This window comes from Candidatus Avelusimicrobium sp. (assembly GCF_056976295.1).
Genome location: NZ_DBMCTG010000025.1, coordinates 1 through 2,537 on the forward strand (window position 1 = coordinate 1; position 2,537 = coordinate 2,537).

Below are 2,537 nucleotides of genomic sequence, written 5' to 3' on the forward strand. Positions count from 1 at the left end.
AAGCAAAAAAGATGCCATAGAAGCGTGGAACCGCCGCGCGGAGAGTAAGAATGGCTAAAACCTTACACTTGATGCTTACCTACCACTGGTGGGATAAGGTGGTCAGCGGCGAGAAAAAAGCAGAATACCGCCGCTTTACTGAGGGCTGGCGCAAACGCTTAAACGGCTTAAAACGCGGGGATTTGGTCGTATTCCACCGGGGCTATACTAACCGCACGCTTACCCGCCGGATAGAGCAAATCCGCGTGATTGGCGGTTGGGACTTGCCTAACGAGGTATATCAGTTTTTTAAGTGCCCCAATGAAAGCCAGTTCTTTGAAATACAATTTCGGTAAATTTTGAGGTTATGACTGTTTTCCGCCGCCACAAGCGGCCAGTTTTGCCCGTCTGGCAGGCGGACAAGACATAAACACACAAGGAAGATAGTCAATGAGAAAAGAAGTAATCGGAAAACAAACATTGTATTGCGGCAATTCGCTTGAATTGCTGGATTTGCTCCAAGACGGAGCCTATGGGTTGGTGCTTACGGACCCGCCGTATATGATTAACACCAAAAGCGACGGCAAGGGCAAAATAGACCCGTGGGGCGATTATATGAACGCCGCCGTGTTTTATGCTAACTGGATCGGCAAGGCGCGGCAGAAACTAACGGCAGACGGGGCGCTCTTGTCTTTTTTAAACTGGCGGAGCGTGGCCACATTCACAAAAGCCTCGTGCTTGCTGGGGTGGCCTATGGAAAGCCTGGTCGTGTGGAACAAAAAGTATTTGGGCACGAATATGCGCGGATTTCGGCCGATGTACGAAATGATAGCCCTGTTTACCCAACCGGGCTTTAAGTTGGAAAACCGCTGTTTGGGCGACATTGTAGAGGAACCGCGCTTGACGCGCAAGCCGAACCACCCCGCCGAAAAGCCCGTTGCCTTGTTGGAATTTTTGCTCCGCGAGGCTAAAAAAGACAACGTGCTGGATGTATTTATGGGCTCCGGCACCACGCTGGTAGCGTGTGAAAAACTGGGACTGCACGGCACGGGCATAGAAATCAACGAGAAGTATTTTGACGCCGCTTGCCGCCGAGTGGAAGAGGTGTCCCGTAACAGATAAATGTTCAAGCAATCCCCCGGTTTTGCCGGGGGAGATATGTTGACATTGCTAGCCAAATTTGCTTCAATAAGCCTCTACAAAATTACAGTTTAACGATTTCTAGTCTGTTTTTAGAAGTTGTTAATTTACTCAAAAATCCCTATAATATATTTAGGAAAGAATAGGAAGTAAGGTCTATTAAAGAAGTATCGGAAGTTTTAATCCCGCTTGCTTATTAGAGGTAAACGGGCTTTGTTGTCTTGTGTCATATTTAGGAGGTAAATATGGCAAGTGTTTTTGATGTTGCACAATATATATTGCAAAGAATAAAACCTATTTCTGGCATTAAGTTGCAAAAGTTGGTTTATTATTGCCAAGCGTGGCATTTGGCTTGGAATCAAGGTGCACCCTTGTTCGAAGATCCTATCGAAGCGTGGATTAATGGGCCAGTGGTAAGAAATTTGTATAACCTGCATAGAGGACAATCTAGAATATATTCCTTGCCCGTAGGAGATGCGGATAGACTGACGACTTCACAGAAATCTGCTATTCAAAAAGTGCTAGATAATTATGGCAAGAAAGAAGAGGCGTGGTTAATTTTACGTAGTCACCAAGAAGCCCCGTGGAAAGACGCTCGCAGGGGATTAAGTCCTTTGGAGGCATCCACCAATGAGATAGCCATTAGTTCCATACATAGTTTTTATAAAAATAAAAATATTGAAAATTGTGTGAAATAGGAAAAACCATGAGAACAATTCTTATACAAAACTTTACAACCGTTTTTTTCCCAACTAATTTTATAACAGATGCTAAAGTGTTCGATTTGGCTACAAAAATAAAGCAGCAATTGAATCCAGTTAAACTACAAGTTAATAATATGGTTTCTCTTCCTGCCGGAGTGCCGGCGCCTTTTCCCTTGATTACGGCATATTTATCGTCTGGCTGGAAAGTTACTGTCACTACAAATAGAGTTGATTGCGTATTACAACAGTTTAATTTAAAAGGTAACGAACTGCCGGAGAACTTTTTTGATTCTTTGGTTCCGTTATTTACCATTTTATCTTCCATTTTTACTACTAACCGTATAGGAATAGTAGGACGGTATCATGATCTTTCTGAAAATGGTTGCGAAGAATTGTCTAATCGTTTTTTGGTTTCTACCTTGAAGGAAAAACAGGTGAAGTTTAATTCGCTTGGATTTTATTTCAAAAGAGAAGAAGTTAATCTTTCCTTTTTCGATAATTTCCAATTTGTAAGACAGGAAATAAATAAAAATGGAAAGAATGTAGATGGTATTTTAATCACCCGTGATTTAAATACCGGAAAACAGGAGAAAAACTTTACAGAGAAAGACTTGCTATCTTTCTTTCAGATTGCGAGGAGTTTTTTGTCTATATCTCGGGTAGAAGAGGACATTTATGGAACCGATGGAAAATAAAGATGGACAGATGGAATCA

Annotated in this window: 4 protein-coding genes; all 4 read left to right on the forward strand. The window is 42.4% G+C overall.

What is annotated here, in order from left to right:
• Positions 1-50 precede the first annotated feature (50 nt).
• Entirely contained in the window at positions 51-335 is a 285-nt protein-coding gene (locus ACZOTW_RS07480; protein WP_483997927.1) for an ASCH domain-containing protein, read from the forward strand.
• A gap of 94 nt (positions 336-429) precedes the next feature.
• Positions 430-1,101, forward strand: a complete 672-nt coding sequence (locus tag ACZOTW_RS07485) for a DNA-methyltransferase (RefSeq protein WP_483997928.1) — start codon at positions 430-432, stop codon at positions 1,099-1,101.
• 263 nt (positions 1,102-1,364) lie between these two features.
• Positions 1,365-1,817 (forward strand): Panacea domain-containing protein, encoded by a 453-nt coding sequence (locus tag ACZOTW_RS07490; protein ID WP_483997929.1) that lies wholly within the window; start codon positions 1,365-1,367, stop codon positions 1,815-1,817.
• 8 nt (positions 1,818-1,825) lie between these two features.
• The gene (locus ACZOTW_RS07495) at positions 1,826-2,518 is read left to right on the forward strand and encodes a hypothetical protein (protein WP_483997930.1); all 693 of its coding nucleotides are present in this window, start codon (positions 1,826-1,828) and stop codon (positions 2,516-2,518) included.
• The last annotated feature ends 19 nt before the right edge of the window (positions 2,519-2,537 follow it).

Bases quoted from the DNA above. Each gene is read 5' to 3' on its own strand.
- ACZOTW_RS07480 (WP_483997927.1), top strand. From the start codon at position 51: ATGGCTAAAACCTTACACTTGATGCTTACCTACCACTGGTGGGATAAG.
- ACZOTW_RS07485 (WP_483997928.1), top strand. From the start codon at position 430: ATGAGAAAAGAAGTAATCGGAAAACAAACATTGTATTGCGGCAATTCG.
- ACZOTW_RS07490 (WP_483997929.1), top strand. From the start codon at position 1,365: ATGGCAAGTGTTTTTGATGTTGCACAATATATATTGCAAAGAATAAAA.
- ACZOTW_RS07495 (WP_483997930.1), top strand. From the start codon at position 1,826: ATGAGAACAATTCTTATACAAAACTTTACAACCGTTTTTTTCCCAACT.